Source organism: Streptomyces sp. W16, assembly GCF_033194735.1.
Taxonomy (GTDB): Bacteria; Actinomycetota; Actinomycetes; order Streptomycetales; family Streptomycetaceae; genus Streptomyces.
Genome location: NZ_JAWOAI010000989.1, coordinates 1 through 1,802 on the forward strand (window position 1 = coordinate 1; position 1,802 = coordinate 1,802).

Sequence of the window (1,802 nt, forward strand, 5' to 3'; positions counted from 1 at the left end):
CGGTGCGGTGGTGGCGGCCGTATCGGTCGTCGTGCCCCAAGTCGACGCCCAGGTACCGGCGTTGATCCCGGCGGTCCGGCTCGCGGCGCGCGGGATCTCGCGGGCGCTCGGGTGGCGGCCGGAGCCGTGACGAGGTCATCGGCGCGGTGAACTCGGCTTCGGCGGGGGCTACTTGTTCTCGCCCGGCCTTCCTGCATGGTCACCGTCGCCCGGGGTGTCGTCCCCCGGTTTCGCCGAAGCAGTGGCGGTGGCTGTGGCATTGGCTGCGGGCGGCATGTGGTCGCCGCCGTCGCCGGACTTGCCGGTCGCGCCGGAGGCGTTGAGCTGGAAGGCGAGGAGGAACGCGGCCACGGCGAGGGTGGCGGTGAACCAGAGGGTGATGCGTCGCATAGCTGCTCCTGAAGGTGGGGCGGGCGGGGCTGTTACCAGGCGAACTCTTCGGTGTGGACGCTGTCGCGGTGGGCTCCGGCGGCGCGGGCCGCCCTGCGGACGGCGGTGATCCAGGCGGGCGGGCCGCAGACGTAGACGTCGCGGTGCTCGATGTCGGGGACGAGGTTCTTGAGGGCCTGGGCGTCGTCGTCGGGGTGTCCGGGGCCCGCGGCCTGCCAGGAGGTGTCGGCGCGGCGCGTGCCGGGGAGGAGGATCAGTTCGACACCGCGGTGGGCGGCGAGGGCGCGGAGTTCGTCGGCGAACACGGCGTGCTGGTCCGTGCCGTAGCGGTAGACGAGGGTGGCCTCGCCGGGGGCGTAGGAGGTGTCCTCGATCAGTGCGCGCATCGGGGTGATGCCGATTCCGGCGGCCATGAGGAGCATGCGGGGCCGGGTGCGGCGGCGGGCGGTGAGGGTGCCGTAGGGGCCTTCGATCAGGGCGCGGGTGCCGGGGGTGAGGCGGGCGGCGCGTTCGCTGCCGTCGCCGGCGGCCTTGATGGTGATGCGGAGCCGGTCGGGGGTGGGGGCGGCGGAGAGTGTGTAGGGGTTGCCGCGGGACCAGCCGGGGCCGTCGAGGAAGCGCCAGACGAAGAACTGGCCGGAGGCGGTCCGCATCCTGTCCAGGCGGTGCCCCTTGAGCGTGACCGACACCGTGCCGGGCGCCTCGGTGACCACGGACTCCACGCGCAGCCGGTGATGGAGGGAGCGCCAGGCGGGCAGGGCGAGGCGGTAGAGGAGGGTGGCGGCGAACGCGAAGCCGTACAGGCACCACCAGTAGACGCGGGTCCAGGTCTCGTGGAAGTCGGCGCCGTCGGTGAAGGTGTGCGGGAAGGTGGCCGCGATGCCGGCGTAGGAGTAGAGGTGCAGCAGGTGCCAGGACTCGTAGCGCAGTCGGCGGCGGGCCGCGCGGACCGAGGTGACGACGACCATGATCAGCGCGAGGGTGCCGGCGGTCGCGCAGAGCATCCAGGAGTCGGTGACGAACAGCCGTAGCAGCGCGGCCGGCAGCGCCGACGGTTCGCGGGCGGTGCGTTCGACGGCGAACAGGACGACGTGGGTGATCATCAGCCAGAACGAGGCGAAGCCGAGCAGGCGGTGGCGGCGGGTGAGCAGGTCGTGGCCCCAGGAGCGTTCGACCCAGGGGATCCGGGCGAGGACGACGACCTGGAGGATCATCAGGTCGGAGGCCAGCAGCCCGGCGAGCAGGCCGAGGGAGCCGGTCGCCCGGTCGGAGGCGGTGAGGGAGAGCGGGCCGCCCTGGTTCATCACCCACAGGGCGACGACCGCGACCACGGAGAGGATCGCGAGCGCGCCGAGCGGGTCGGCGAGCGTGAACCGCCCGCGGCGGGGTGGGGTGGCGGGCGGTGTGCGGTG

2 protein-coding genes and 1 pseudogene are annotated in these 1,802 nt (G+C 73.4%); 1 reads left to right on the plus strand and 2 read right to left on the minus strand.

Annotation, left to right across the window (positions count from 1 at the left end; genetic code table 11):
* Positions 1–130 (plus strand): annotated as a pseudogene (locus R6V09_RS52275) (IclR family transcriptional regulator); the annotation flags it as partial.
* Positions 131–168: 38 nt separating this feature from the next.
* On the opposite strand, the gene R6V09_RS52280 reads toward R6V09_RS52275, so the two are convergent.
* Both R6V09_RS52280 and R6V09_RS52285 read right to left on the minus strand, forming a co-directional pair.
* The gene (locus R6V09_RS52280) at positions 169–390 is read right to left on the minus strand and encodes a hypothetical protein (RefSeq protein WP_317888425.1); all 222 of its coding nucleotides are present in this window, start codon (positions 388–390) and stop codon (positions 169–171) included.
* A 32-nt stretch (positions 391–422) separates the two neighbouring features.
* A partial coding sequence (locus tag R6V09_RS52285) for a ferredoxin reductase family protein (protein WP_317888426.1) occupies positions 423–1,802 on the minus strand: 1,380 nt, incomplete at its 5' end.